Origin of the sequence: Leisingera sp. UBA4491 (genome assembly GCF_002388965.1) — a bacterium.
GTDB classification, from domain to species: Bacteria; Pseudomonadota; Alphaproteobacteria; order Rhodobacterales; family Rhodobacteraceae; genus Leisingera; species Leisingera aquaemixtae.
The window spans coordinates 34007-60392 of sequence record NZ_DGNN01000011.1 but is presented as its reverse complement, the minus strand read 5'-3'; the positions used below and the strand labels follow the sequence as shown (position 1 = coordinate 60392).

Sequence of the window (26386 nt, the reverse complement as noted above, 5' to 3'; positions counted from 1 at the left end):
GCGGGCCGCCGGGCCGGTGCGCGCCCCGGGGTCAGGCGGCAGATCAGACCCCGGAGCGCCCGGCGCAGCAGACCGCCAGCACCAGCCCGGCACCGCTGAGGAAGGGCAGCCAGAAGTAGCGCAGCGCCGCCAGGGTGAACCAGCCGGGCTGCGCCTCCGGCGCCTGGCCGGCCCCGCCGAGCCAGACCCAGAACACCAGCGCCGCGGCGGAGATCAGAACCCCGCTGAAGGCGAGCAGCCAGCGGGCGGAACTAGGCATCCGCGCCTCTGCCGCGGTGTGCCGCTCCGCTATCCGGCTGGCGGCAAGCCATCCGCTCACGCCGCTTCGGTCAGCGACGGGCGCAGGCCAGTGCAGCTGACCCGGTTTTCGTTCGAGGCCAGATAGCGCTGCGCCTCCTCTCGGTTGCCGAAGCTCAGGGCCTCGTCATAGAAATATGTGATCCTGTCCCCGGTCCGGGACAGCAAGGCGCCGCTCTCAAACAAAATAAACCACTTCTTACGCACCAGATGCATCAGCCTCACTCCTTTCTGAAGCCCGGCCCAGGGCGGTCTCAGCCTGGCCGGTTCCACTGCAGTTCCAGAGGGTGCGCGCAGCCGTCCGGGTCCCCCGCTGTCCGTCTGCCAGGTGCTGGATCTGCCCCTGTTGCGCCCTCTTGAAGTCAGGTTTTGCGCCCAGAGGTTGCCAAAAGGTTAACGTGTCTTTCTGCTGGTTTTACGCGGCATTATTCTGCCGGCAGGCGGCGGTTTCCCGCTTGCGTCGGCGGGTTTACGTAAAATTTGGCAAAAACCCGCCGTTGCAGTTTCCGAGGTTGCTTTTTCAGCAAAAACGCCCCTGGCGGGCGCTGCCGCCCCGCCCGGCGGGACGGGGTTTTTCCGGGCCGGGGAACGCGGCCCGCGCGGGGCGTTTGCCGCGCCGGACCGGCCTGCCCTCAGCGGAAGTTCGGCGGCCGTTTCTGCAGCTGGGCGGTGACCGCCTCCATCTGGTCGGGCTTGCCGATCAGCGCCAGCTGTTCGGCGCTTTCGGCCAGCAGCACCTCGGCCTGGGAGGCGCCGCTTTCGGCCTGGGCAATCAGCCGCTTGGCGGCGCGGATCGCCGAAGGGCTTTGCGCGGCGATGGTAGCGGCCAGTTCAGAGGCGCGCGACAGCGGGTTGCCGGCCAGCTCTGTCACCAGGCCCCAGTCCAGCGCCTGCTGCGCTTCGATCTTTTCCGCCGTGTAAGTCAGGCGGCGCAGCACATCGGAGCGCACCAGCCGCGGCAGCAGCGCCATGCCGCCCATGTCCGGGATCAGCCCCCATTTCATTTCCATCACCGACAGCTTTGCCTCGGGGTGGGCGATGCGGATATCGGCGCCCAGCGCGATTTGCAGCCCGCCGCCGAAACAGGCGCCATGCACCGCGGCGATCACCGGCACCGGCACCCGCCGCCAGACCATCGCCACCTCCTGAAAGGCATTGGCGTCGTGGTGGGTGCGGTCCATCACAAAGCTGTCGAGGTCGCGCTGCGCCAGCACGGCGAAGCTGGCCATGTCGAGCCCGGCACAAAAGCTTTTGCCGGACCCGGACAGCACCACCGCGCGGGCGTCCGAGGCGGCCACTTCCTGCCCGGCGGCGATGATCGCCTGCACCATCTCCTCGTCCAGCGCGTTGTGCTTGTCCGGCCGGGCAAGCGTGACATAGGCAATGTGGTCCTTGTAGCCGGTGGTAACTCTGGCCATGGTCTTCTCCCCGCTGGAATTTCCCGGCCAGCCTGCCCCGGAAGCAAAGCCGTTTCCAGTGCAACGTCGGGGCAGGCGGGCGCGGGGCCGGCGCTGCGCGGCAGGCCTTGCCGCGCACCGCCGCTTGGGGTTATCTGCCGCCATGACTGGCCCCCGTTACACCCCGCTTGCCCTCTCCCTGCCCGCCACCGTGCCCTTTGTCGGGCCCGAAACCCAAGAGCGCGCGCGCGGCGTGCCCTTCACTGCGCGGCTGGGGGCGAATGAAAACATCTTCGGCCCTTCGCCCAGGGCGGTTGCGGCGATGGCGCAGGCCGCCGCGGAGATCTGGAAATACGGCGATGCCGAGAACCATGACCTGCGCCAGGCGCTGGCGGCGCATCACGGGGTGCGGCCGGACAACATCATGGTCGGCGAAGGCATCGACGGCCTGCTTGGCTGCCTGGTGCGGCTGCTGATCGGCCAGGGCGATGCGGTGGTGACCTCGCAAGGGGCCTATCCGACGTTCAATTACCATGTGTCTGGCTTTGGCGGTGTGATTCACACGGTGCCCTACAAGGACGACCGCGAGGATTACGGCGCGCTGTTTGCCAAGGCGGCGGAGACGGACGCCAAGATCGTCTATCTTGCCAACCCCGACAACCCGATGGGCAGCTGGCACAAGGGGGCAGACATTGCCGCGGCGCTGGACACGCTGCCCGCGGGCTGCCTGCTGCTGCTGGACGAGGCCTATGTGGAATGCGCGCCCGAGGGCACCGCGGCCCCCATCAGCGCCGATGATGCGCGGGTGATCCGGATGCGCACGTTTTCCAAGGCCTACGGCATGGCGGGGGCGCGGGCGGGATATGCGCTGGGGCATCCGGAGCTGATTTCTGCCTTCAACAAGGTGCGCAACCATTTCGGCATGAACCGGGCGGCGCAGGCGGGCGCGCTGGCGGCCTTGCAGGATCAGGCGTGGCTGGCGCAGGTGACGGCGCAGATCGAGGCGGCGCGGGGGCGGATCGCGGAGATTGCCGCGCAGAACGGCCTGAGCGCCCTGCCCTCGGCCGCCAATTTCGTGGCGATCGACTGCGGCCGGGACGGCGCCTTTGCCAAGGCGGTGCTGGATGCGCTGGTGGATCAGGGGGTTTTCGTGCGGATGCCCTTTGCCGCGCCGCAGAACCGCTGCATCCGCGTGAGCTGCGGGCCGGAGGCGGAGCTGGACGCCTTTGCCGCCGCGCTGCCACGGGCGCTGGAGGCGGCGGGCCGGGCGGGCTGAATTTTGCCAGCGGCGCCCGGATCGCGGCGGTTTTACCGGACATTCACCACTCCTGTACTACCATTTTGCAGTAGTACTTGGAGATAAGTCATGCGTGACCACGAACTGCCGGACGGCATGCCGGATTTCTTCACTGCCGCGATCACTTTTACCGGAATCAACCTCATGTGGATCTTCTTTGTGATCTGGGTGATGTACGGGCTGGTTCCCGTGCTGGTGGTGGCGGTACTGATCAACCATTTCATCACCAGGCTGGACATCCGGCTGAAGTCGCAAAAGGCGTGACGCCGCCTTTTGCCCGCGCCCGGGCGGAGGCCTAGACGCCCGCGAGCGCGGTTGCCGCGGCCTCCAGCGCGCCGTCCCCGTGCGGGATGTCCAGCGCCTTGAGACCTGTTTCGATGCCGCCCAGCAGGCCCATGATCATATGGCCGTTGACATGGCCCATGTGGCCCAGCCGGAAGAAGCCGTGCCATTCCGGGCTGCGCGGCGGCGCCATGCCCAGGCCGATGCCAAGGGTGAGGCCCAGGTTCTGCTCCAGCCACATCCGCAGCTCGGTTCCCAGCGGCGATCCGATGTGCAGCGCGGTGACCGCGTGGGAGCGCAGGGCGCGGTCCGGCACGTTCATCTTCAGCGGGCCGTCCCGGCCCCAGACCTCGCAAGCGGCCCAGATGGCGCGGGCCAGACGGGCGTGGCGGGCCCAGACCGCCTCTATCCCCTCGGCGTGGATCATGTCGAGCGCGGCGCGCAGCCCGTAGAGGTGATGGGTCGGCGCGGTGCCGCCGAAATACTGATAGAACTCCTCCGGGTTGGCGCGCGGCTCCCAGTCCCAGTAGCGGCTGATCCGCGGCAGCGCCCGGCGCGCGCCGGCGGCGCGGGCGTTGAAGAACACAAAGCCCATGCCCGCAGGCACCATCAGCCCCTTCTGGCAGGCGGTGACCATGACATCCACACCCCATTCGTCCATCTCGAACCGGTCGCAGCCGAGCGAGGCGATGCAGTCGGCCATCAGCAGCGCCGGGTGGCCGGCATCGTCCAGCGCCCGGCGCAGGGCGGCGACGTCGTTGCGGATCGAGCTGGAGGTGTCCACATGCACGCCCAGCACCGCCTTGATGCGGTGGCCGGTGTCGGCGGCCAGCGCCGCGGCGATCCGGTCCATGTCCCAGGGCGCGTGATTGCCGAAGTCCAGGATCTCGGTCTCGATGCCCAAACCTTGCGCCATTTCCGCCCAGCCGATGGCAAAGCGGCCCGACGAGGGCACCAGCACCTTGTCGCCCGGCTGCAGGGTGTTTTGCAGCGCCGCCTCCCACGCGCCGTGGCCGTTGGAGATGTAGATCGCAACCTGATGCTGCGTACGCGCCACCCGGCGCAGGTCCGGAATCAGGGTGGCGGTCATCTCCACCAGCTCGCCCGCGTAGATATTGGGAGACGGGCGGTGCATCGCCTGCAGCACCTGGTCCGGAATGACCGAAGGCCCTGGGATGGCAAGGTAAGACCGGCCTGCCGACACGTTCACTGATCCGCTCATCTTAGGTGTTCCTTGCAGCGCGGAGGACGCCCCTGCCCGCCGCGGTTGATCTGTCCTGCCACACTAGCCGCACGGCGCGCCGGGTCAATTCCGCAGAGCGCTGCGTCACGGCGAATTGCTTGCGCCCTGCTGCCCACCTGCTTAAATGGCGCAGGAACGACAGGGAAAGGCCCGCAATGACACGAATTTCCTGCCGGAAATCGCTGCAATGAGTCAGAAACCGCACAAGTCCTCGAAGGAACTGTTCGGCTGGCTGTGGCGCGGATACCTGCGCCATTACATCGGGCTGCTGGGCGTCGCCGTGATCTTCATGCTGGTGGAAGGCGCCACCATGGGCGCGCTCGGCTATATGATGCAGCCGATGTTCGACCTGGTGTTTGTCGCGGGCAATTCCGACGCGCTGGTCTGGGTCAGCCTGGCGTTTCTGGCGATCTTCACTCTGCGCGGCGTGTCCAGCGTCACCCAGAAAGTGCTGCTGAGCAAGGTGTCGCAAACCTCTGCCGCGCATCTGCGCAAGGACATGCTGGCCCGCCTCATCCGCCAGGACCCGGCGTTTCACCAGCAGCACCCGCCGGGGCTGCTGATCCAGCGGGTGCAGTCGGACGTCAATGCGATCAACGCGGTCTGGCAGGCGGTGATCACCGGCGCGGGCCGCGATCTGGTGGCGCTGGTGGCGGTGCTGGGCGTGGCCTTCAGCATCGACTGGCGCTGGACGCTGATCCTGCTGATCGGGGTGCCGGTGCTGCTGCTGCCGATCGCCTCGATCCAGCGCTACGTGCGCAAGAAGGCGTCGCGGGCGCGCGATCTGGGCGCCGATCTGGCGACCCGGCTGGACGAGATCTTCCACGGCATCGTGCCGGTCAAGCTGAACCGGCTGGAGGAGTACCAGGCCCGCCGGTTTGGCGAACGCCAGGACGAATTTGTCCGCTCCGAGGTGAAGGCGGCCTTTGGCACCTCCTCGATTTCCGGGATGACCGACATCATGGCGGGCGTCGGCTTCATGGCGGTGCTGCTTTATGGCGGCAATGAGATCATCGCCGGGGAAAAGAGCGTCGGCCAGTTCATGAGCTTCTTCACCTCGATCGGGCTGTCGTTTGAACCTATGCGGCGGCTGGCCAATATCTCGGGCGTGTGGCAGGGCGCGGCGGCGGCCTTGGAGCGGATCAAGGAGCTGCTGGACGCGCCGATCCTGCTGAGCGAGCCTGCCGCGCCGAAGCCGGCGCCGGAGGGGCTGCCGGAGATCCGGCTGGAGGGCGTTGGCCTGTCCTATGGCGACGCCCGGATCCTGCAGGGGCTGAACCTGGCGGCCGAGGCCGGCAAGACCACGGCGCTGGTCGGGGCCTCCGGCGCGGGCAAGTCGACGATCTTCAACCTGCTGACGCGGATGGTCGATCCGCAAACGGGGTCGGTCACTGTCGGCGGGGTCGAGGTCCAGGACCTGAACACCGCCGACCTGCGCAGCCTGTTTTCGGTGGTGACGCAGGATGCGATGCTGTTTGACGAGACCTTGCGCGAGAACATCGTGCTGGGGCGGACTGATGTCAGCGACGAAGAGCTGCAGGCGGCGCTGGATGCCTCGCATGTGGCGGATTTCCTGCCCAAGCTGGAGCATGGCCTGGAAACCCGGGTCGGCCCGCGCGGCTCGGCCCTGTCGGGCGGCCAGCGGCAGCGGGTGGTGATCGCCCGGGCGCTGTTGCGCAACACGCCGGTCTTGCTGCTGGACGAGGCGACCTCGGCCCTGGATGCGCAGTCGGAGAAAGTCGTGCAGCAGGCGCTGGACAAGCTGGCGGGCGGGCGCACCACGCTGGTGATCGCGCACCGGCTGTCGACCATCCGCAACGCCGACAAGATCGTGGTGATGGACCGCGGCCGGGTTGTGGACCAGGGCAGCCATGACGAGCTGCTGGCGCGCGGCGGCATCTATGCCGATCTGTACCGGCTGCAGTTTCAGGACGGCAAGACGCTGGTGGATACCACCAGCATCGCCGCCCAAGCAGAACAGGTGCCGGAGGGCGCGGCGCATAACGGCAAGGAACGCTGGTTCCGCCGCTTTGCCCGCAAGGTGTTCGGGTAGTCAGGATGAACTGTTCCGCCCGGCCGAAAGGCCGGGCAGCGCCCGTCCTCCCCCATGGGCGGGCGCTTCGCTTCCGCCCGCGGACCGGCGCTGCCCTCTCTTCTATTTCCTGTAAGAAGCCGCCAGTTTGTGTGTGTCGCACCCCAGAAAGTAACACGCTAGCGTCCACAGGTTCCGCCCCCCGCGCCGCAACCAGCCGGCGCGCTGATAACGCGCCGCGCTGGTCAGCGCCGCTGAGGGCAAGGCGGTCAGCCCCTTGAGGCGGCGCACCAGCGCCACATCCTCCATCAGCGGCTGGTCGGGGTAGCCGCCCGCGGCCTCATATTCCTCGCGGCGGATCAGCAGGCCCTGATCGCCATAGGGCAGCCCGAACAGGCGGGCGCGCAGGTTGGCCCAGCCGGCGACCCAGGCGGGCAGCAGCCCGCGCGCCCGGAAGCGCAGCCGGAAGTAGGCGGGATGCCCCTGCCCCTCCTGCACATGCTGCGCCGCCGCTGCGGCCCAGCCCGGCTCCAGGCGGGTGTCGGCGTGCAGCACCAGCAGCCAATCGCCCCTGGCCGCCGCGCAGCCCCGGCGCAGCTGGCCGCCGCGCGAGGGCGCGCCGCTGATCCATTCGGCACCTGCGGCCTGGGCGATGGCGCGGGTCTCATCGGCGGAGCCGCCGTCGGTGATGATCAGCTCGCGGATCAGCCCGGCGCCCAGCCCCTCCATCAGATGCTCCAGGCAGGCGGGCAGCTCCTCCGCGGCGTTGAGGGTCGGGATCACGATGCTGACCGGCGCGGGCATGGGGGCCTCCTGGGCGGATTTGCTGTTTTCTTCCGCCCTGCTTCCTATATCACTGGGCCAAGCAGCGAAACGCCCCCAGAGGCACACAGGAGAAAACACATGAGCGACCGCCGTATCCTGCGCCTGAGCGGCAGCGACGCCAAGAGCTTCCTGCAAGGGCTTGTCACCAATAACGTGGAGCGGCTGGAAGACGGCTTGGTTTACGCCGCGCTTCTGACGCCGCAGGGCAAGTACATCGCGGATTTCTTTCTGGCGGGCGATGGCGATGCGGTCCTCTTGGACGTGGACGCCGCGCTGGCCGAGGGCTTGCTGAAGCGGTTGAACATGTACCGGCTGCGCGCCGATGTGCAGGTGGAGATGACGGAGCTGCAGGTCAAGCGCGGCACCGGGGCGGCTCCGGACGGGGCGCTGGAGGATCCGCGCCACCCGGCGATGGGCTGGCGGCTCTATGGGCTTGAAGGCGGCGATGACGGCAGCGATTGGGACGCGATCCGGGTCGCCCATTGCATCCCGGAAACCGGGGTCGAGCTGGGGCCGGAGAGCTATATCCTGGAGGCGGGGTTTGAGGCTTTGAACGGGGTGGACTTCCGCAAGGGCTGCTATGTCGGCCAGGAAGTGACCGCGCGGATGAAGCACAAGACCGAGCTGCGCAAGGGGTTCCGCACGGTTGAGGTCGAGGGCGCGGCGCCGGTGGGGACGGAGATCACCGCCGGGGGCAAGCCGGCTGGCACGCTGTTCACCCAATCGGGCGGCAAGGGCATTGCCTACCTGCGGTTCGACCGCGCCAAGGGGGAGATGCAGGCCGGGGACGCCCGCGTCACCTGGCAAGAGTGAGCGGGCTGAACCAGACGGTTCTGTCCCTGCTGGGCGCGGCAGTGGCGCGCGCCCGGCCGCTGCATGGCGGCGACCTGTCGGAGGTGCAGCTTCTGTCTTTAAGCGATGGCCGCCGGGTGGTGGCCAAGACCGGGCCGATGGTTGCGGCGGAGGCGGCGATGCTGCGCGCGATCCGGGCCGCGGGCGTGCCTGCGCCTGAGGTGCTGGGCGTTGCCGGTCCTGTGCTGCTGATGGAGGCGCTGGAGGAGACCGCGGCCGGCGCGGCGGGCTGGCAGGCCTTGGGCGCTGCGCTGCGGCAGTTGCATTCGGTGACAGGCCGGCAGTACGGCTGGGCGGAGGACTATGCCTTTGGCACCGTCGCGATCCCCAATGCGCCGCTGCCGGACTGGCCGGCGTTCTGGGCCCGCCGCCGCCTGCTGGCCGCCCCGGACGCCCTGCCCCGCGATCTGCAGCTGCGGATTGAGGCGCTGTGCGCGCGGCTGCCGGACTTGCTGCCCGCCGCGCCGCCTGCCGCCCTGCTGCATGGCGATCTGTGGACCGGAAATGTGCTGTTCAGCGGCGCTGGCGCCTATCTGATCGACCCGGCCTGTTATCACGGGCACGGCGAGGTTGATCTGGCGATGCTGCACCTGTTCGGCACTCCGCCTGCGGCGTTTCATGACAGCTATGGCGCGCTGGAGCCGGGGCATGAGGCGCGCCGCCGCATCTATCAGCTGTGGCCCGCGCTGGTGCATCTGCGGCTGTTCGGCGCCGACTACCGGGGGATGGTGGAGGCGCGGCTGGAGGCGCTGGGGGTCTGACAATCCTCTGTTCACATCCTTGCGCTAGGGTCGCGGGCAAAACCTGCGGGTGATCAACGAAAAGGATGTTTCATGCGACTGATATTCGGGGCCTGCCTGGCTGCGCTGGCGGCCTCCCCCGCGCTGGCGGATTACTGGAATTACAATGACTGGCATGCCGCCACCGAGCCGCATGTGACGGAACAGGACAGCTATCTGAGCTGCCGCGCCTGGACCGGCGGCGACGGCGATCCGGTCCTGGCGCTGGAGGTGTTTTCCGGCGATGCCGGCCCGCCCGCAGCCTATCCGATGGCCCAGGTGCAGGAATATGCGGCGCGCCATTACCCGACCATGATGCAGCAGGGCGGCACGGTGGATTTCATCTTTGACTTCGACCGGACGTTCTCGATCGCGGCAGGGATCAATTCAAGGATCAATGAGGAAGGTCTGGCGGAGGCCGAAAGCGTTCTGCGGTTTGAGGACCATGTGCCGATGCTGCAAGCGATGAAACAGGGCCGCTGGGTGGAGATCTGGGCGGGGAACGATATGGTTTATGAAGCCTCGCTCAGCGGCTTCACCGCCGCCTATGGCAAGATGATGGACGAATGCGGCTTCAGCCTGGCGCTGCCTGCGGGGTGATCCATCCGCCGGCGCACAGGTTTGCTGAAAACGTCTGCCAAGAGTTTTCAGAACCGCCTTAGGCGCCGCGCAGGAACGGAAAAAGCCGCCCCCGAGGGAGGGCGGCTTTCTCACGTCCGGGACGCGGCCTGGATCAGGCGCGCTCGGAATACTCCATGGTCTCGGTGTTGACCACGATCATCTCGTCCTGGCCGACAAACGGCGGCACCATCACCTTGACGCCGTTGTCGAGGATCGCGGGCTTGAAGGAGTTGGCGGCGGTCTGGCCTTTGACGACCGGCTCGGTCTCGACGATCTTGCAGGTGACTTTCTGCGGCAGGGTCGCGTTCAGCGCCTCGGACTCGTGGAATTCCACCACGATGGTCATGCCGTCCTGCAGGAACGGGCGGCGGTCGCCCAGAAGCTCTGCCGGCAGTTCGATCTGCTCGTAGGTTTCAGCGTCCATGAACACCAGCATGCCGTCGCTCTCATAGAGGAACTGCTGGTCTTTCTGCTCCAGGCGCACCTTCTCGACCTTATCGGCGGAGCGGAACCGCTCGTTCAGTTTGGAGCCGTTGCGCAGGTTGCGCATCTCGACCTGGGCAAAGGCGCCGCCCTTGCCGGGTTTGACGTGATCGACCTTCACCGCTGCCCAAAGGCCGCCATTATGTTCCAGGACGTTGCCGGGGCGGATTTCATTGCCGTTGATCTTGGGCATGGAAAAATGCCTTTCAGATGGTTGATGAATTCTTACCAGCCCCTATATCTGGCGGGCTTGGCGCTGGCAAGACAAGGATATGGTGTGGAATCGGTGAAAAAGGTATGCGCAATTTGCATGAAAGCTATGCATCTGCGCCCTATCCGAATCGTCACAATTCCGCCATAAGCAGCGCTACGCCGAAAATTGCAATAGCAAGAACAACAAGGGATACGAGATGCGAGATTTCGTAGACGGCACCGCTTATAACAACGAGCAAGGCAACCGCGCCCGCAAACTGTTTGCTGCCGTGGTCCTGGCCGCATTGGATGATGCCATCGCCGACGACAAGAAATACGGCAATGGCCCGGAACAAATCGCCCGCTGGGCGCGCTCGCGCGATGGCCGCGAAGTGCTGTCCTGCGCCGGTATCGACCCCAACGAACGGGTGGTCGAAGGCCTGATGGACTTCGTCGGCCGCGGGGTACGGACCTCGGTCGCGCTGTCGCGCGAGGAAAGCGAGCGCCGCAATGCCGCACAGGCTGAAGCCGCCTAAAGGCTGCTGCCAGCATTGCTGAAAAGCGCGCCCTTCGGGGCGCGTTTTTCTTTTGCCTGCGCGAATTTCCCCAACGTCAACCGGTCGCCCCGGGGCAGCGTGCCGACGGTTCCGGCGCAGCCGTTATGGACGGCAGCGTCTAACCTGCTATGCAGGCCCGTGAAATGCGGGGCGCAGGCAGGGAGATGGCAGCGGGATGACACGCGCGCGTTCGATCATGATCCAGGGCACCGGCAGCAATGTCGGCAAGTCTTTGCTGGTGGCGGGGCTGGCGCGCGCCTATGTGCGGCGCGGGCTGAAGGTGGCGCCGTTCAAGCCGCAGAACATGTCCAACAACGCCGCCGTCACGCCCGAGGGCGGCGAGATCGGCCGTGCGCAGGCGCTGCAGGCGCGGGCCGCCATGCGTCCGCCGCATACCGACATGAACCCGGTGCTGTTGAAGCCCGAGACCGATACCGGCGCCCAGGTGATCGTGCAGGGCAAGCGCCGCGGCACCCAAGGCGCGGGCTCGTTCCTGCGCGACAAATCGGGCCTCTTGGAGGCGGCGCTGGAGAGCTACCGGCGGCTGGCGGCGGATGTGGATCTGGTGCTGATCGAGGGCGCGGGCTCGCCTGCCGAGACCAACCTGCGCAAGAACGACATTGCCAACATGGGCTTTGCCTGCGCGGCTGGGGTGCCGGTGGTGATCGCCGGCGACATCCACCGCGGCGGGGTGATCGCGCAGATCGTCGGCACCCATGCAGTGCTTGAACGCCAGGACCTGGAGCGGGTCGTGGGGTTTCTGGTGAACCGGTTCCGCGGCGACCTCAGCCTGTTTGACGGCGGGCGGGACGATATCGCCGCGCGCACCGGCTGGCCCAGCTTGGGCGTGGTGCCGTGGTTCTGGGATGCCTGGAAACTGCCGGCCGAGGACATGATGGACATCGCCTCGCACAAGGGCGGTGCCTGCAAGGTGGTGGTGCCGCAGCTGGAGCGGATGGCGAATTTTGACGATCTGGACCCGCTGGCGGCGGAGCCTGCGGTGACGGTGGAGATCGTGCCGCCGGGCCGGGCCCTGCCCGGCGATGCGGATCTGGTGATCCTGCCCGGCAGCAAGTCGACCATCGGCGATCTCGCCTATCTCCGCCGCCAAGGCTGGGACATCGACATCCTGGCGCATTACCGCCGCGGCGGCCATGTGCTGGGCTTGTGCGGCGGCTACCAGATGCTCGGGCAGACCATTGACGACCCCGAGGGCGTCGACGGGCGGCCCGGCAAGGTCGAGGGGCTGGGCCTGTTGGACGTGCACACGGTGATGGCAGGCGAAAAGCGGGTGACGCTGACCGAGGCGGTGACCCGCGACGGCAACCTGGCGGTAAGCGGTTATGAGATCCACATGGGCCGCACCACTGGCGCCGACTGCGCCCGCGCCTGGCTGAGCATCGGCGGCCGCCCCGAAGGCGCAGCCTCTGCCGACGGGCGCGTCAAAGGCTCCTACCTGCACGGGCTGTTTTCCTCGGATCCTTTCCGCGCCAGCGTGCTGGGGGCCTTGGGGCATGAGAGCCAGGCTGGGTATGAGGACGGCGTCGAGGAGACGCTGGACGCGCTGGCCGGTCATCTGGAGCGCTACATGGATCTGGACCAGCTGCTGGAGCTGGCGCAGCCCGTCACGCTCTGACCCCGCCGGTTGCGGCGGCGCTCCCGCCCCCGCAGGCCTGCCCTGGCTGGCGCCAGAACCGTCCGCGGCCTTGGGCGTGGCGCCGCGCACAGCGCGGCGCCACGCCCAACGGGCAAGCGGCTTTGTCTAAAAGCCGCGCGCCGGGCGGGAGCCCCTTATTGAAAGGCGGCAGTTCAAGGCTGTGGTGACGGGCTGCGTTGCAAGGCTGCGGCGGCCGGTCCGCCTCTCCCTGTTTCTCCGGGCTGGCCAAACAGAAAAGGCACGCCCTCGGCGTGCCTTGCTGGACCCTGTTTCAAACAGCGGTTTGCCGGCTGCGGTCAGGCCTTAGAGCAGGTCATGCGCGGCCAGGGCGCGGTGGATTTCGCGCCGGACCAGCTTGCGCACATTGCGGGTGATGCGCTCGCCCAGGGGGCCCTGAAGCTCTTCGCGCACGATGCTGGCGACCAGATCGCGCAGAGCCTCTTCGTCGAGATAGCTGTCGCCGGACTCCGCCAGCGCATCCATGGCCGCACCGGTGAAGGCGGCCTCGACCACCGTCTCCGCCGCGCTGCCGGCATCCGCGGGTTCCGCAGGTTCGCCGGCGGCCTCCAGGATCTCCTCCGCAGGGCTGAAATCAGCACCAGATTCCGCCTGAGCGGTGCTGCGGACAGGCGCCGGTTCGTCGCGCCATTCGATGGTATCGACCAGGGTGGCGGCAAAGGGGGCTTCGGTCTTGCTGTCAGGCTCCCACTGCTGCTGCGCCTGATCCCGCGCGCCAGAGCTGCGGGCCTCCAGTTCGGCGATCTTGCGGACCACCGAGGCGGCGCGGGCGCCGGCTGTGCCGCCCGCCAGATCCTCCGCCAGACCCCCAGCCGGGGTATCCTGCGGCGCGGTGCCGGATGCGGCCGAAAACAGCGTGGCATCGGGGTCGGCCCAGGGCGCCTGGGCCGCCGCGCCGCCGGGCTGCGCAGGCTCTGCAACGGACTCCGGTTCGCTTTTCTGCGCGGGGCGCAGGACAACCGGACCGGCCTCGGAAACCGGGCCGGAGGTGGAGTCGGAGCGCGCATCGCGGTGGCGGAAGGAAACAGAGGAGTCCGCTGCGGTTCCGTCTGCCGCCTCTTCCGTGCGGCCAGCGTCCTCCGCAAGCTCAGCGTCCTGCGCCGGGCGTGCCGCGGCGGCGGCGTCCTGCGCGGGCGCCTCATCCGGCTGCGGTGTGCCGCCCGGGGTGCCCGGGCGATCCGCCGGTTCCGGGCTGCGGGTTTGCGGATCCTTCACCCGCAGCGCAGGCGTCAGCACCAGACGGGCCGCCGGTTCCGGCGCCGCGGGCTGGCCGCGGCTGTCTTCGCTCACCAGGCGGCGGATCGAGGACAATACATCTTCAATCTCAGCATGGGTAACTGGGTCGGACATTTTATAAACCACTCTTGCCTCTTGCCGGAAAGTGTAGCCGCCTTCCTGCAACCGCACAACAGATAGGATGAATTATCAGTTACGTCCCAAGGCCTTGAGCACCCGGTCCAGATCCTTGCCGCGCTTGCTGCGGTGGGCGGGCGCGTCCTTGACCAGATTGTAATAAAGCGTCGGGTCGTAAATCTCCACCGCGAGGCCCAAGTGCTCGGCGGTCAGCAGGCCCTGCGCCTGCAGCAGCTGATAGGCCGCAATCGCCTGGTTGGCGCGGGCGTTCACCTGCTCGGTCTGGGCGTCGAGGTATTCCTGCTCTGCCTGCAGCACGTCGAGCGTGGTGCGGGCGCCCAGGGTGGCTTCCTCGCGGATGCCGTCAAAGGCGACCTTGGAGGCGCGCACCCGCTCCCCGGAGGAGACCAGGCTGGCGCGCGCGGTTTCGACGTTGAAGTAGGCCTCGCTCACCGCCTGCCGGACGGCGCGCTGGGTGTTGATCAGCACGCCGCGCTCTGCGTCGGCGTTGGCAATGGCCCGGCGGCGGACGGCGGCATTGCGGCCGCCGGCGTAAAGATCCTGCGACATGGTGATGCCGATGCTGGAAGAATTCGCGGCCCCCAGCCCGTCCTGCACGTCCTCGCTCACCCCGGCGTTTGCGCGCAGGCTCACGGTCGGCCCAAGGCCCGCAGTTGCAGACGCGACCTGATGCTCCCGCGCCTTGACCACGTGCTGCTGCGACAGCAGATCCGGCTGGTTCCTGAGCGCGACGTTATGCGCGCCGTCAAGCGACACCTGCTGGCGGGGCAAGGCCGGCTGGCCGGCAATGGCACCCGGCGCCCGGCCCACAATCTGCTGGTAGGTCGCCCTGGCGGTCAGCAAAGTGCCCTCGGCATCCGTCAGGTTCGCCCGCGCCGCCGCGACGCGGCTTTCGGCCAGCGCCACATCCGTGCGGGTGACTTCGCCCACTTCAAAGCGGTCCTGGGCGGCCTTCAGCTCCTCCTGCAGCAGCCGCAGGTTGTTGCGGCGCAGGGACACGTTTTCCTGCGACTGGAGGACGCCGACATAGGCCTGCACCGCCTGGAACAGCACCGTTTGCTCCACGCTCAGCAGGGCCTGCCGGGTGGCCAGCACGATTTCCTGAGCCGCCAGCCGGTCCAGGCGGGTGGCGCCGCCATCATACAGCAGCTGGGTCAGCTCCAGCTGGGTGGAGAGGGTGTTGCGGGTCTGATTGAAGTTGACCTCGTTATAGGAGTTGGCCGCGTTCACCGTCCACTGGACCAGCGGGCGCAGCCGGGACAGGGCAATTGCGACGTCTTCGTCCGCGGCGCGCAGCAGCGCCCGGTTCTGCTCCAGCAGACCGCTGGTCTTATAGGCGCCGATCATGGCGTCGGACAGGTTGTCCGCAGCCGCCTGAAGCGGCATCAGCGCCGTGGCGGCCACGCCGCCGGCAAACACAAAAGCCTTAAACACACTCGCCGGGAATTTCATTCGCATTGCCTGCCTTTTGTTCTGCCGCGCCGCCAGCCGCGGTGAGTTGTCCGTGTCCAGGCGCCAGCGTCACCGGCGTCCGGCCTCTCCCCTGTGGCGGCGGCCCCGCCCCGTCAGCCGCCGTGCCCGACCGGTGCGGTCAGAGCGCAAATTCACGCGCAGCAGCAAAGCCCGGCAGCACCGGCGCGGCGGCGTTGAAGTCGAACCGCCAGGAAATCCCGCCGCCGCTCTTGTAGCCGATCTTCACCTCGCCCAGCGCGCCGGTCATCATCAGCGCCGCAATCCGGCCGCCGTCCTTGAGCTGCGCCAGCAGCGGCGCCGGCAGCTCCTCTGCCCCGCCCTGCACCAGGATCACGTCATACGGCCCGTGTTCGGCCGCGCCCTCTGCCAGCGGGCCGGTGTGCACGATCGCATTGTCGGCACCGGTCTCGGACAGCAGCGTCTGGGCGTCCTCCGCCAAATCCTCGTCTTCCTCGACGCCGATCACCATCTGCGCCACCCGCGCCGCAACCGCGGTGGAATAGCCCAGCCCGCAGGCCACATCGAGCACCAGCTCGTCCTTCTGGATGTCCAGCGCATCCAGCATCTTGGCCAGGGTGCGCGGCTCCAGCAGCACGCGGCTGCCGCCGAGGCTCACGTTCTGGTCGGCATAGGCCGCCTCGCGCTGCGCGGCGGGCACGAACTGCTCGCGCGGGACCGCCAGCATGGCTTCGATAATCGGGTATTTGGTGACATCCGACGGGCGGATCTGGGTGTCCACCATCATACGGCGGCGTTCGGCGAAATCAGGCATTTGCTAAACTCATGTGTTCAGTCTGTTGCATCAGGTTGTGGCACATCCCGGCAGGCACGGCAACGGGGCCTTTGGCGCGAAAGCCGCGACTGGTGCAGCGCTGCCGCGGCGCGCCGCCGCCGCCCCCGCCGCAAACGGCAGCAGCCAGCGGGACGGGCGCCCGCTGGCTGTGAGAAGCTTATGGTTTCCGGCGGATGCGGGCGCGCGGCCCGTGCGGCTGCGCCCTGCCCCGGCTAGGCAGCGCAGCTTTTGCAGAACGGCGAGGCCGGGCGCTGGTCCAGCCAGTCGTCGGCGATATCGTCGCCGCAGATCTGGCAGAAGCCGTATGACCCCTCGCGCAGGCGGGCCAGCGCCGCGTCGATGCGGCGCAGCTCGTCCAGGCTGGCCTTGGCCGGCACCCCGGCGGCCGGTGCCCGCTGCAGACGGGACGCGGCATAGGCCGCGGCCGCCTCCGCCGCGAGTCCGGCCTGCGACAGAATCCCCGCCAGCTCCATCCGGCGCACCTCAAGCGTTTGTTTTCTGGTGGAAAAGTTCATAGTCCATACCCTCCAGCTCAATTTTTCGCGCAACGTGCCGCAAGGTCAAAGCCACAGCCTTGATCCAGATCAATATGCCCGCGATTTCGAAGGATTGCACTACCTTATAAGTTGCAAATTTTTGGTAAACCCCAGCGGCCGCCGCTGGGGCCGGGGCGCAGGCTCAGCCCGCCCCCTCCGCGGCGCAGGTCTTGCACAGCGGCGCGGCGGGCAGCAGGTCCAGGCGCGCGTCCGAAATCATCTCGCCGCAGGAGGCGCAGATGCCGTAGGTGCCCGCCTTGATCCGGGCCAGCGCCGCATCGATCCGGCGCAATTCGTCCAGTTCCGCCTTGCCGAGGCTTTCCAGCACCTCATCGCCCTGCCGCTCGGAGGCGCGGTCCTCCCAGTCCTTGGGCATCGGCGCGTCCAGCGTGTGCTCAACCTCGCTCAGATGCCCGGTCAGCTCAGTGCGGCGCGCCTCCAGCGCCTGTTTGCGGGTGGAAAGATCCATAATGTCTGCCTCCTGTAATGTCCTGCGCAGAGTAGCCCGGCCCCGGAGCCCCGGCCTTGACTTGGCTCAAGCCCCTTGCCTGCCCCGCAAATCCGCCGGCCTGCAAATCCGCTGGCCTGCGCCGGGGCGGCTTGCTAGGTATTTGCCAAAGGGTTTGAGCAGAGATGAGGAGCCTTCGACGATGATCCGGATTTTCACATGTGCGCTGATGCTGCTGGGCCTGGCGGCCTGCGAGACCACCAAGGGCGCGGGGCGCGACATTTCCAAGGCCGGCCAGGCGATCAGCGGCGCCGCGCAGGACGTGCAGGACGCACTGTAAACCGACCGGACTTGCAGCTTGGAAACGCCCGGTTTTGCCGCCGGGCGTTTTCTGTTGCGGGTTATTCGATGCCCAGCAGCGTCTTGGCTTCGGCCAGGGTCTGAACCGAGGCGTCATGATCGCCGCTGTCATGCAGGGCCTGGCCCTCGTCGCGCAGTTCCTGGACGGTTGCCAGATCTTCTTCCGACAGTTCGGTGCCAGCCGCCAGTGCCGCGTCGATGGCGGCAATGTCGGCGGGACATTGCCCGGCCAGCACCGGAGACGCCAAGAGAGCGATCGCGGCGGCCAAAGTCAGGTGTTTCATGGTGTTATCCTCCCCAGATGAACGGGGTGGAGGATAGCATGGAACGGGTGGGTTTTCAGTCGGAGAGTTGCGGGGGGGCGGCGGATGGGCGGAGAGTGGCGCATGGGGGACTCTCCGCCCGGATGGTAGCGGAGATGTCAGATCCGAGCGCGGAGGTCAGCGCTCGGCCCGGCGGGGTGGGAAGCGAAGCGCCCGCCCCGTGGGGGGCGGGACGGGCGCTGCCCGGTCTGGCGACCGGGCGGAACATAGACAAAGCTACAACGTAATGGCAGTCGGAGATTTATCTAGCCTCCTTAAGAAACCCATTTATCGAATTGCTTTTTATACCTCACCGGTACGCTCTCACGATCAACGCTTTTGAGAATAGACACATATTTATTCCTGCACCTGTTTTCTGTTTTGATTCGAGATGCGACAAGGTTGCGTTCATTTGGAATATCCAGCATTCTAGCAATCATAGCAGCCGAAAATTTTTCAATAGCTTGCTTGTAGTAAACATCTGCTCCACGCGAGGTTCCATATTCATTACCCACAGAACAAGTAATTAGGGTATCCACGAGCTTATCTCGAACCGTCTCAGGCGGCGTAGTTTGACTGAAGGTTTCGAGCAACCTTTCAGCAAAAGGAACTTCGTTATAAAAATTGTCAAACTGATTATGAACATTCATCAGCCTGTCGCACTCACGACTAAAGAGATCATGAATTTCACTCTCAGACAGGCAATCGACTCTTCCTATTTGACGGAAAAACTCTCTAGATGCAGCGACTTTTGCTTCCTCACCACGCCCTTTGTATTTTATGTGCGCGTCTATCGCCCCAGAAAGCTCTGATGGCGTCTCAAAAACTTCAGACGCCACATCGATGCAATTTTGCCGAGTGCTCTGGGCCGACCCCGGATCACAATAAATCCCGTGCAGCGAGTTAGCAATAAAACTCTTTTGAGCAGAATTAGTACCTGAGATTTTTTGCTCCCAAAACTCTTTCTGAGATTCAGTGAGCGTTGCCCCCTTAAGCGCCTTAACCAACTCAGAAATATCTACTCCAGTCGGCGTTTCCGTTCCTGAAAGAGCATATTTGGCACATCGGCTCATGAAGCTTATTACTTCATCCTCATCCACATCTCCCATAGATGGGTGCGCAGCAGAAAAGTGGTTGCGCATAGCTCGGCACTGATCAAGCTTGAAGTGGGCCTCTTCAGAAAGCAAGTTAAGCTGCAGGCACAACTTTAGGAGATCAAAATCTTTCGACTCCTTAAGGCTTTCCTCCGTATAGTTGTCGCCAGTCATCTGACTGACAGTATTGAGACCAAACGTGGAAATTTTTCTCCGCAATTCGAGAATAGTAGCATTCCAAATGTAGTTTATAGAACTATCAAATAGACCCACACTTGCTGCCAAACACAGCCGAACCATGCCCAAGTCCCTTAATTCAGGGGGGATCTTACGCAATTGACGCGGAATATTGCTCCAAACATGAGAAATTTGCTCATCGCTTGGCAATAGCTCTCTATCTACGCCAAGTGCGCTTGTTACATCAGAAATTAACTCTTCTGAATTTGCCTCTATTTCGGGCAACAGAACAGACGAGTGCTGGGGGGCGAGGGCTGTTTTGCCTTTCGACTTAGACATTTTCCTGACTCCGATAGAAATGCCAGGATTAAGTACGCCCAACCTACTCCTCACGCAACCCTAGATCAGCCCATTCATCCACCCTCAACGCAGAGATGATTGCCTCTTGTGATATGTCCATCTTGCCGAACTGTCGCATCTTCTTGCCCGCCTTTGGCTTGTCCAAGAACTTAAGGTTCCGCTTCCGCTTAGCGTGCCGCCGGGCGGGACATTGGATCGGCCAGCAACGAAAAACGGGGCCGAAGCCCCGTGTTGCAACCGTTTGAATAGGTCTCGTTTCCGCCGCAGAACGCCGGGGTGCGGGCACGCAATTGGCTGCGCCAACCGCTTTCGCCCGCGCGCCCTCGAAAATGGTCAGCCTTAGCTGTCCATTTTGAGGGCGGAAATGAACGCTTCCTGCGGAATATCCACCTTGCCGAACTGGCGCATCTTCTTCTTGCCCGCTTTCTGCTTGTCCAGAAGCTTCCGCTTCCGGGTGGCGTCGCCGCCGTAGCATTTGGCGGTCACGTCCTTGCGGAGCGCCGAGAGGGTCTCGCGGGCGATCACCTTGCCGCCGATGGCGGCCTGGATCGGGATCTTGAACATGTGGCGCGGGATCAGTTCCTTGAGCTTCTCGCACATCGCCCGGCCGCGCATCTCGGCCCGGTCGCGGTGGACCATGGTAGAGAGCGCATCCACCGGCTCGTCGTTCACCAGCACCGACATCTTGACCAGGTTGTCCTGGCGGTAGCCGATCATCTGGTAGTCGAAGGAGGCATAGCCCTTGGTCACCGATTTCAGGCGGTCGTAGAAGTCGAAGACCACCTCGTTCAGCGGCAGGTCATAGACCACCATGGCGCGGGAGCCGGCGTAGGAGAGATCCATCTGGATGCCGCGGCGGTCCTGGCAGAGCTTCAGCACGTCGCCCAGGTATTCGTCCGGCACCAGGATGGTCGCCTTGATGCGCGGCTCCTGGATGTGGTCGACCTTGGAGGGGTCGGGCATGTCGGCGGGGTTGTGCAGCTCGATCATCTCGCCGGGCTCGTTGTCCTTGCCCTTCATGTAGACGTGGTAGATCACGCTGGGCGCGGTTGTGATCAGCTCGATATCATATTCGCGCTCGATCCGGTCGCGGATGACTTCGAGGTGCAGCAGGCCCAGGAAGCCGCAGCGGAAGCCGAAGCCGAGGGCGGCGGAGGTTTCCATCTCGAAGGAGAAGGACGCGTCGTTCAGCGCCAGCTTGTCGATGGCGTCGCGCAGGTCCTCGAATTCGGCGGAGTCGACCGGGAACAGGCCGCAGAACACCACCGGCTGGGCGGGTTTGAAGCCCGGCAGGGCTTTTTCGGTGCCGTTGCGGTCGTTGGTGATGGTGTCGCCGACGCGGGTGTCGCGCACCTGCTTGATCGAGGCGGTGAGGAAGCCGATCTCGCCCGGCCCCAGCTCGTCCACCGTCTGCATGGCGGGGCGGAAGACGCCGATGCGGTCGACGTGGTGCAGGGTGTTGTTCGACATGAACTTGACCCGCATGCCTTTTTTCAGGACGCCGTCCATGATGCGGACCAGAACGATCACGCCGAGGTAGCTGTCGTACCAGCTGTCGACCAGCATCGCCTTGAGCGGCGCGTCGCGGGTGCCCTTGGGCGCGGGCAGGTGCTGGACGATCGCCTCCAGTGTTTCGCGGATGCCCTGGCCGGTCTTGGCCGAGACCTGGATGGCGCCGGAAGCGTCGATGCCGATCACATCCTCGATCTGTTCCGCCACCCGGTCGCAGTCGGAGGCCGGCAGGTCGATCTTGTTCAGGACGGGAACGATCTCGTGATCGGCTTCAATCGCCTGATAGACGTTGGCGAGCGTCTGCGCCTCCACCCCTTGCGTCGAGTCGACGACCAAGAGCGAGCCCTCAACCGCGCGCATGGAGCGGGAGACCTCATAGGCGAAGTCGACGTGGCCGGGGGTGTCGATCAGGTTCAGGACATAGGTCTCGCCGTTCTGCGCGGTGTAGTCGATGCGCACGGTGTTGGCCTTGATGGTGATCCCCCGCTCGCGCTCGATGTCCATGGCGTCGAGCAGCTGTTCCTTCATGTCGCGGTCCTTCACCGTCCCGGTCTCCTGGATGAGCCGGTCAGCGAGGGTGGATTTGCCATGGTCGATATGGGCGACGATGGAGAAATTGCGGATGTGAGCGAGGTCAGTCATGCTCAGGCATATGATTTGGATTCGGGGTTTGGTCAAGGTGGATTGAATGGACATGGATGAGCAAGATCGCAATGAGTTGGAGGCAGAGTTTCAAGCTTTTGCGTCCAGACTTGCTGAACCAACGGCAAAACCCTTCCACAATGTCCTGCTAGTTCGAACCGCTCTCACTACCATCCCACTACTGGCTGCAGGACTGCCAAGTCCAGAAGAAGGCCCTCGTGCAAATCTCTTCTTCTTGTCACACCTTCGCAGCCTGTTGGGCCAATGTTGTTACATACAAGATCCAGACGCACTGCCGATTTTTCCATCCATCACAATGGCGAATGCATTTTTAAACGAACACTCCCCAGATGTTTCAGTCTGGCTATCCAATTCAGGTGAGGCATCAATTTTAATAGACCACAGTGCGCGGCAACTGGCTACACAATCAGCTACACCGGAACCAACTGATATTATTGAAAGACATCTGTCTAACTTTTCCTTTCAGACCTGTATGCGAGAGCTTCACCGCCTCCAAATGGAATTGGCTCATCTGCCTGATGACCCTTCACTACTGTTCTACCAAAGATTAGGCGGGTCATTCGACTTGGCTTCATGGACAAAGAAACTATCCCATAGTTGTTGGTCCTTTTGGCGCACTTGGTACCAAGGCTTTCTTGAGGGAGAACCGCTCGACTGGGAACTCCAGCGGCAGGTTGCCCTAATCGAAGATCCCGTCTGGAACGCTAGCCCCGAAGCCGTCGCAGCCGAAATCGAGCGCATCAGGGCTGAATTCGACGCGCCGCCGACAAGCAAAGAAAGTTTCCCTAAGCACGAACCCAAGTCCGTCAGCCACTTGTTCAAAAACCGGGTTATTGCCTCTGCAACCCTGCAAGGCCTCGCCGCGCAGGTCACCCAAAGCATTGAACGCTTTCACGCGGAAACCGGCGCCAATGCGCTCCCTGAAGCGTTGGAGCCTCTGGCGGCTTTACCTGCCTTGCTGCTGGCGGTGAATTCAACCATTCAGGATGCGCCCAGCGACAGGACCATTGCGAGTGAAACGGAAGATCAGCTGCGCGCAGAGATTGGCCGCCTCAATGCGAAAGTCGCTCAGCTCGAAAATGAACTTCAGAAAGCGAGCATCTCAAAACCCTCGGTTTTCTCCGATGCCTTCAAGAAGCAACTGGGCACAAGCCTAGGCGACTGGAAACTGTACGCGGCTCTTTGCACTGGCCTATGGTTCGTGAGCGGAGACGCCGAAGGCACACAGCGCCGGCTTGAAAACATCTCCCACTATCGCGACATGATTTTTGGTGACGTATCTTCACCTTCCAAAGCCGTTCCCGCACGCACACCGGTGTCGGCAGAGAGCACGCTAGAAATCTAGCCTCCCGCCCGGCCGAGAGGCCGGGCCGCGCCTGACCTTCCCCACGGGAAAGCGCGATGCGCCTCCCCAAGGTCAGCCACAGCCCTCGACGACCACCATCGGACAGTGCTCATAAACCTCCCGCCCGGCGGCACCGCCGGGCAGCGCCAGATCCGCCCCGTCAAACCAAAGGTTTGCCTCCGGCAAAACGGGCGGGCACTGCCCTCCGACTTGCTGCACGGCCTTTGGTCCCTGCCCTTCCCGCACCTCCCGAACCCCTCAAATTCTCCCGGTTCCCTGCACGCCCGGCCAAAATGCGCTATACTCCATGCCTACCGCGAGACGCGCGCCCCGCTGACGGGTGATGACCACAGCAAAGGAGGACGACCCGCATGGATGCAATCAAAGCCGCTGAGTATGCTCGCGCGCTCTACAGCGCGCATGGCGACAAGGCCGAGGCCGAAGCCGCGCAGAAAATGCGCGAATGCGAAGAAGCCGGCAAGGACGCCGAGGCCGCAGACTGGAAAGCCGTGCGCCAGGCCGTGCGCGCCATGCGCGGGCCGAACCAGACCTGAGCACCAGGCCGCCGGAGCGCCGCAAGCCGCAGCGCTCCGGCGCCTTTGCCCCCCCGTTTACCACGATTGAAACGCGCCCCGGCTTGCGCCATACTGCGGGCCATTCCCGCGGGCATCAGACCCGCTTGCCAAGAACCGGGGCATGAGCAGATGAAACCTTTCCTGACAGCCGCGCTTTGCGCAGGATTTCTTGCAGCACTGGCGCCCGCAGGCGTCTCGGCCGGCGCCATTGAGCGCGCCTGCCGCCAGTCGGACCGCACCGCCGCGACGCCGTCCTTGTGCAGCTGCATCCAGAATGTCGCCAACCGCAGCCTGACACGCTCGGAGCGCAAGACCGTCTCCAAGTGGTTTGCGGACCCGCACAAGGCCCAGGTCGTGCGCCAGTCCAGCAACCGCAATGACGAGCGGCTGTGGCAGCGCTACAAGGCCTTTGGCGACCACGCGGCGCGCAGCTGCAGCTGAGCCGCGCCGCCTGCCCAGGCAGTGCCAAGGCGTCCCCCGGGGGCGCCTTTTTGCCGTTTTGATACATTCGCGCTGCGGCATTTTCGCAGCGGGCCGGAGCCTCGGCCCCGCCCCTCTTGACCGCACTGCCCCAAACCGGAAAGAACGGCGCAAGGTATTGGAGCAGTTCATATGTTGATCAAAGGTGTTACCCTGCGCGGGCTGGAAGTGTTCGAGGCTTTGGCCAAGACCGGCTCGGTGGCGCAGGCGGCTGAGCTGACCGGCCTGAGCCAGCCCGCCGTCAGCCAGCAGATGCGCAACCTGGAAAAGGCGCTGGACAGCGAGCTGATCGACCATGGACGCCGCCCGATGGTGCTGACGGCGGCGGGGCGCAGCTTCCTGTCGCGGACCGAGGCGGTGCTGGGCGAGCTGCGGCTGGCGCAGAGCGAGCTGACGGTGATGGACCTGTCCCACCTGCAGGCGCTGTCGATCGGGCTGATCGACGATTTCGACAATGACCTGACGCCGCGGCTGGCCACCATCCTGGCCGACAGCCTGACCCAGTGCCGGTTCAAGATGATCACCGCCTCCAGCCACGACATCATCCGCGCGCTGGAGGCGCGCGAGCTGCATATCGCCGTCGCCGCCACCGCCGGGGGCTTGCACGAGGGGCTGGTGGAATACCCGCTGGTGCGCGATCCCTTCATCCTGGTGGCGCCGCGCGGTGCGGTCTCGGACGCGGCGCAGGCGGCGGAGCAGCTGCAGGGGCTGCCGTTCCTGCGCTATGCCCGCGAGCAGCTGATCTCGCAGCAGATCGAGGCGCTGCTGAGCCGCCAGAAGCTGGAGGTCGAGGACCGGTTCGAGGTCGGCTCGCATCTGGCGCTGATGGCGATGGTGGCGCGGCGGATCGGCTGGGCGATCACCACGCCGCTGGGCTTCATGCGCGCGGGGCGCTTCCACGACCAGATCGACGCCTTCCCGCTGCCCTTTGGCGAGATGTCCCGCACGATCTCTCTGTTCACTGCCGCCGACTGGGCCGACCGGGTGCCGCGCGATGTGGCCGAAACCGTGCGCCGCCTGGTGCAAAGCAAGATGATCGACCCGGCGGTGCAGCAGCTGCCGTTCCTGGCAGGCGGCTTCCGGGTGATTGCAGAGTAATCAGAGCGCCGCCTTGAGCCCCTTTGCGGCCTGTTCGATCAGGTCCAGGCAGCCGTCGAAATCACGTGTGTAATAGGGATCCGGCACATGGTCCGCGCCGCTTTCGGGCGCGTAATCGGTGAACAGGCGCACCGGGGTTTCGCTGCCTGCCGGGCGCAGCGCCTCGATGTTGTCCAGATTGCTGGCATCCATGGCGACAATCAGATCGAAGCTGCCGAAATCAGCGCCCCGGAACTGCCGCGCGCGCAGGTCCGAGAGATCCAGCCCCCGCGCCCGCGCCGCCGCCTGCATCGGGCCGTAGGGCGGCTCTCCCACGTGGTAGGACGCCGTGCCGGCGCTGTCGGTCTCGGCTTCCGGGCAGAGTGCGCGGAACACCCCCTCCGCCGCCGGGGAGCGGCAGATGTTTCCTAGGCAGACAAACAGAATACGGGTAGGCATTGGCAAACGGCTCCTTTGGACGGGAGCAGTGATAGGGGGTTTCAGGGCAATGGAAAAGAGCGCGAAGATAGTGATCCTGACCGGCGCCGGGATTTCCGCCGAAAGCGGGCTGGGAACCTTCCGCGATGAGGGCGGCCTCTGGGCGCAGCACCGGATCGAGGATGTGGCGACGCCGGAAGGCTTCGCGCGCAACCCGGATCTGGTGCATGGCTTCTATAACGCCCGCCGGGCGCAGGCGGCAAAGGCGCAGCCCAACCCGGCGCATCAGGCGCTGGCGCAGCTTCAGGCGGACCATCCGGGCGAGGTGGTGATTGTCACCCAGAATGTCGACGCCCTGCATGAGGCGGGCGGGGCCGCGCAGGTGCTGCATATGCACGGCACGCTGGCAGGCGCGCTCTGCGCGGTTTGCGGGCACCGCTGGCCTGCGCCGCTGGAGATGCAGACCGGCCAGCCCTGCCCCGCCTGCGCGGCACCTGCGGGGCGGCCCGATGTGGTCTGGTTCGGCGAGATGCCGTATTTCATGGAGGAGATCTATGCCCATCTGGCGGAGGCGGATTTGTTTGCCGCCATCGGCACCTCGGGCGAGGTCTACCCCGCCGCGGCCTTTGTCGATGAGGCGCATCTGGCGGGCGCGCATACGGTGGAGCTGAACCTGGAACCCTCCGCCGCCGCCTCCCGCTTTGCTGAGCGCCGCTTCGGCCCGGCCAGCGAAACCGTGCCCGCCTGGGTGGCGGAGCTGCTCCGCTAGCCCCAAACACCAAAAAAGCCCGCCGCAAGGGCGGGCTTTGGGCGCGAAGGAGGGCTGCGGCGCAGCCTGACGCCGCGC

29 protein-coding genes are annotated in these 26386 nt (G+C 65.4%); 14 read left to right on the top strand and 15 right to left on the bottom strand.

The features are described 5' to 3' along the window. Positions 1-43: 43 nt before the first annotated feature. The 3 genes from B2P87_RS05510 to B2P87_RS05500 form a co-directional block, all read right to left on the bottom strand. Positions 44-319, bottom strand: a complete 276-nt coding sequence (locus tag B2P87_RS05510; protein WP_244270186.1) for a hypothetical protein — start codon at positions 317-319, stop codon at positions 44-46. Continuing rightward, positions 316-513, bottom strand: a complete 198-nt coding sequence (locus B2P87_RS05505) for a hypothetical protein (protein WP_008555795.1) — start codon at positions 511-513, stop codon at positions 316-318. Before B2P87_RS05505 ends, B2P87_RS05510 begins: the two co-directional genes overlap by 4 nt. Before the next feature lie 416 nt (positions 514-929). Further along, positions 930-1715, bottom strand: coding sequence for a crotonase/enoyl-CoA hydratase family protein (locus B2P87_RS05500; protein ID WP_141890814.1), 786 nt, complete (start codon positions 1713-1715; stop codon positions 930-932). Positions 1716-1857: 142 nt separating this feature from the next. Between B2P87_RS05500 and B2P87_RS05495 the strand changes: the two genes are divergently transcribed. Together B2P87_RS05495 and B2P87_RS05490 are read left to right on the top strand one after the other, a co-directional pair. Next, positions 1858-2970, top strand: a complete 1113-nt coding sequence (locus B2P87_RS05495; RefSeq protein WP_141890815.1) for a pyridoxal phosphate-dependent aminotransferase — start codon at positions 1858-1860, stop codon at positions 2968-2970. Between the two features lie 90 nt (positions 2971-3060). Continuing rightward, positions 3061-3255 (top strand): histidinol phosphate aminotransferase, encoded by a 195-nt coding sequence (locus B2P87_RS05490; protein WP_141890816.1) that lies wholly within the window; start codon positions 3061-3063, stop codon positions 3253-3255. 31 nt (positions 3256-3286) lie between these two features. Here B2P87_RS05490 and B2P87_RS05485 read toward each other — a convergent pair whose 3' ends face one another. Beyond that, positions 3287-4495 carry a pyridoxal-phosphate-dependent aminotransferase family protein gene (locus B2P87_RS05485; RefSeq protein WP_141890817.1) on the bottom strand — a complete coding sequence of 403 codons (1209 nt, stop codon included), beginning with the start codon at positions 4493-4495 and terminating at the stop codon, positions 3287-3289. A gap of 208 nt (positions 4496-4703) precedes the next feature. On the opposite strand from B2P87_RS05485, the gene B2P87_RS05480 reads away from it, so the two are divergent. Continuing rightward, entirely contained in the window at positions 4704-6569 is a 1866-nt protein-coding gene (locus B2P87_RS05480) for an ABC transporter ATP-binding protein (RefSeq protein WP_058286152.1), read from the top strand. A 102-nt stretch (positions 6570-6671) separates the two neighbouring features. Here B2P87_RS05480 and B2P87_RS05475 read toward each other — a convergent pair whose 3' ends face one another. Next, a complete protein-coding gene (locus tag B2P87_RS05475; protein WP_141890818.1) occupies positions 6672-7352 on the bottom strand; it encodes a TIGR04283 family arsenosugar biosynthesis glycosyltransferase in 681 nt (226 codons plus the stop codon). Between the two features lie 99 nt (positions 7353-7451). Here B2P87_RS05475 and B2P87_RS05470 point away from each other — a divergent pair, with 99 nt between their 5' ends. From B2P87_RS05470 to B2P87_RS05460, 3 genes are all read left to right on the top strand, one after another. Next, the gene (locus tag B2P87_RS05470) at positions 7452-8186 is read left to right on the top strand and encodes a YgfZ/GcvT domain-containing protein (protein ID WP_141890819.1); all 735 of its coding nucleotides are present in this window, start codon (positions 7452-7454) and stop codon (positions 8184-8186) included. Next, positions 8183-8986, top strand: a complete 804-nt coding sequence (locus B2P87_RS05465; RefSeq protein ID WP_141890820.1) for a fructosamine kinase family protein — start codon at positions 8183-8185, stop codon at positions 8984-8986. The genes B2P87_RS05470 and B2P87_RS05465 overlap by 4 nt, the downstream gene beginning before the upstream one ends. Positions 8987-9058: 72 nt before the next feature. Next, the gene (locus B2P87_RS05460) at positions 9059-9604 is read left to right on the top strand and encodes a hypothetical protein (protein ID WP_141890821.1); all 546 of its coding nucleotides are present in this window, start codon (positions 9059-9061) and stop codon (positions 9602-9604) included. A 133-nt stretch (positions 9605-9737) separates the two neighbouring features. On the opposite strand, the gene efp is transcribed toward B2P87_RS05460, so the two are convergent. Then, positions 9738-10301 carry an elongation factor P gene (gene efp / locus B2P87_RS05455; RefSeq protein WP_008556228.1) on the bottom strand — a complete coding sequence of 188 codons (564 nt, stop codon included), beginning with the start codon at positions 10299-10301 and terminating at the stop codon, positions 9738-9740. A gap of 217 nt (positions 10302-10518) precedes the next feature. Between efp and B2P87_RS05450 the strand changes: the two genes are divergently transcribed. After that, entirely contained in the window at positions 10519-10836 is a 318-nt protein-coding gene (locus B2P87_RS05450) for a DUF6280 family protein (protein WP_008556013.1), read from the top strand. A 196-nt stretch (positions 10837-11032) separates the two neighbouring features. Continuing rightward, positions 11033-12493 (top strand): cobyric acid synthase, encoded by a 1461-nt coding sequence (locus B2P87_RS05445; protein ID WP_141890822.1) that lies wholly within the window; start codon positions 11033-11035, stop codon positions 12491-12493. Positions 12494-12817: 324 nt separating this feature from the next. Here B2P87_RS05445 and B2P87_RS05440 read toward each other — a convergent pair whose 3' ends face one another. From B2P87_RS05440 to B2P87_RS05420, 5 genes are all read right to left on the bottom strand, one after another. Then, complete coding sequence (locus B2P87_RS05440) at positions 12818-13882, bottom strand: hypothetical protein (protein WP_208764490.1); 1065 nt, start codon at positions 13880-13882, stop codon at positions 12818-12820. Between the two features lie 75 nt (positions 13883-13957). Beyond that, positions 13958-15364 (bottom strand): TolC family outer membrane protein, encoded by a 1407-nt coding sequence (locus B2P87_RS05435; RefSeq protein ID WP_058285926.1) that lies wholly within the window; start codon positions 15362-15364, stop codon positions 13958-13960. Between the two features lie 133 nt (positions 15365-15497). After that, the gene (locus B2P87_RS05430) at positions 15498-16151 is read right to left on the bottom strand and encodes a protein-L-isoaspartate O-methyltransferase family protein (protein ID WP_141890823.1); all 654 of its coding nucleotides are present in this window, start codon (positions 16149-16151) and stop codon (positions 15498-15500) included. A 233-nt stretch (positions 16152-16384) separates the two neighbouring features. Beyond that, on the bottom strand, positions 16385-16687 hold the full coding sequence (locus tag B2P87_RS05425; RefSeq protein ID WP_141890824.1) for a TraR/DksA family transcriptional regulator: 303 nt from the start codon (positions 16685-16687) through the stop codon (positions 16385-16387). Between the two features lie 163 nt (positions 16688-16850). Continuing rightward, entirely contained in the window at positions 16851-17177 is a 327-nt protein-coding gene (locus tag B2P87_RS05420) for a TraR/DksA family transcriptional regulator (protein WP_141890825.1), read from the bottom strand. Between the two features lie 181 nt (positions 17178-17358). Between B2P87_RS05420 and B2P87_RS05415 the strand changes: the two genes are divergently transcribed. Continuing rightward, the gene (locus tag B2P87_RS05415) at positions 17359-17496 is read left to right on the top strand and encodes an entericidin A/B family lipoprotein (RefSeq protein WP_024089362.1); all 138 of its coding nucleotides are present in this window, start codon (positions 17359-17361) and stop codon (positions 17494-17496) included. Positions 17497-17557: 61 nt separating this feature from the next. Here the strand turns inward: B2P87_RS05415 and B2P87_RS05410 are convergent, their stop codons facing one another. The 3 genes from B2P87_RS05410 to lepA form a co-directional block, all read right to left on the bottom strand. After that, positions 17558-17800, bottom strand: a complete 243-nt coding sequence (locus B2P87_RS05410; protein ID WP_141890826.1) for a hypothetical protein — start codon at positions 17798-17800, stop codon at positions 17558-17560. Between the two features lie 293 nt (positions 17801-18093). Next, positions 18094-19428: a hypothetical protein gene (locus tag B2P87_RS05405; RefSeq protein WP_141890827.1), complete on the bottom strand. Its 1335-nt coding sequence runs from the start codon at positions 19426-19428 to the stop codon at positions 18094-18096. Positions 19429-19788: 360 nt separating this feature from the next. Beyond that, the gene (gene lepA, locus B2P87_RS05400; protein WP_141890828.1) at positions 19789-21603 is read right to left on the bottom strand and encodes a translation elongation factor 4; all 1815 of its coding nucleotides are present in this window, start codon (positions 21601-21603) and stop codon (positions 19789-19791) included. 46 nt (positions 21604-21649) lie between these two features. On the opposite strand from lepA, the gene B2P87_RS05395 reads away from it, so the two are divergent. The 4 genes from B2P87_RS05395 (at position 21650) to B2P87_RS05380 (ending at position 25122) form a co-directional block, all read left to right on the top strand. Next, positions 21650-22969, top strand: coding sequence for a hypothetical protein (locus B2P87_RS05395; protein WP_141890829.1), 1320 nt, complete (start codon positions 21650-21652; stop codon positions 22967-22969). A gap of 371 nt (positions 22970-23340) precedes the next feature. After that, entirely contained in the window at positions 23341-23523 is a 183-nt protein-coding gene (locus tag B2P87_RS05390) for a hypothetical protein (RefSeq protein ID WP_008555705.1), read from the top strand. Positions 23524-23673: 150 nt separating this feature from the next. Further along, the gene (locus B2P87_RS05385) at positions 23674-23985 is read left to right on the top strand and encodes a hypothetical protein (protein WP_058285933.1); all 312 of its coding nucleotides are present in this window, start codon (positions 23674-23676) and stop codon (positions 23983-23985) included. 171 nt (positions 23986-24156) lie between these two features. Next, positions 24157-25122 carry a LysR family transcriptional regulator gene (locus B2P87_RS05380; RefSeq protein WP_058285934.1) on the top strand — a complete coding sequence of 322 codons (966 nt, stop codon included), beginning with the start codon at positions 24157-24159 and terminating at the stop codon, positions 25120-25122. Here B2P87_RS05380 and B2P87_RS05375 read toward each other — a convergent pair whose 3' ends face one another. After that, positions 25123-25560 carry a low molecular weight protein-tyrosine-phosphatase gene (locus B2P87_RS05375; protein WP_141890830.1) on the bottom strand — a complete coding sequence of 146 codons (438 nt, stop codon included), beginning with the start codon at positions 25558-25560 and terminating at the stop codon, positions 25123-25125. A 49-nt stretch (positions 25561-25609) separates the two neighbouring features. Between B2P87_RS05375 and B2P87_RS05370 the strand changes: the two genes are divergently transcribed. Then, positions 25610-26308: an NAD-dependent deacylase gene (locus tag B2P87_RS05370; protein ID WP_141890831.1), complete on the top strand. Its 699-nt coding sequence runs from the start codon at positions 25610-25612 to the stop codon at positions 26306-26308. Positions 26309-26386: the final 78 nt, after the last annotated feature.